The sequence below is a fragment of the Massilia sp. CT11-108 genome, assembly GCF_047302915.1.
Classification (GTDB): Bacteria; Pseudomonadota; Gammaproteobacteria; order Burkholderiales; family Burkholderiaceae_D; genus Telluria; species Telluria orientalis.
On record NZ_JBKYMO010001221.1, the window covers coordinates 1 to 487 of the forward strand.

Annotated in this window: 1 protein-coding gene and 1 pseudogene; both read left to right on the top strand. The window is 70.6% G+C overall.

The features are described 5' to 3' along the window. Positions 1 to 49: 49 nt before the first annotated feature. A pseudogene (locus ACEN88_RS34100) lies at positions 50 to 109 on the top strand (hypothetical protein); the annotation flags it as partial. 12 nt (positions 110 to 121) lie between these two features. Then, positions 122 to 487: hypothetical protein (locus ACEN88_RS34105; protein ID WP_413346805.1), on the top strand; the 366-nt coding region annotated here is incomplete at its 3' end.

Here is a 487-nt window from a genome sequence, read left to right on the forward strand (position 1 = left end):
AGCCTGCATCGACCGGGTCAGCTTCGGCGCCTTCGCCGCCGCCCGGACGATGTCCACGAGCTTCAACGACGATCCCACGCAGGCATCCCGTCCGTTCGACGCGGCGCGCGACGGCTTCGTGATGGGCGAAGGCGCCGGCATCCTCGTCATCGAAGACCTGGAGCACGCGCTGCGCCGCGGCGCCGTGCCGATCGCGGAACTGGTCGGCTGCTATCTGCCGCTGCTCTGGTGGACGGGCAAGGGCGGCGTCTGGCTGCTTGCGCCCGCGGCGCTGAGCCTCGTCATGTTCGTGTGGTTGCTGACGCTGCATCCCGCCGCGGCCGGCCGGGTCTACGCGATGTATGGTGCGGTGTACATCGCCACCGCGCTCGGATGGCTGTGGCTCGTCGATGGCCTGCGGCCGACGTGGACGGATATTGCGGGCGTCGCCCTGGCCTTGTGCGGCGCGGCGGTGATCGCGCTGGGGCAGCGCGCGGCGCTGTCTATT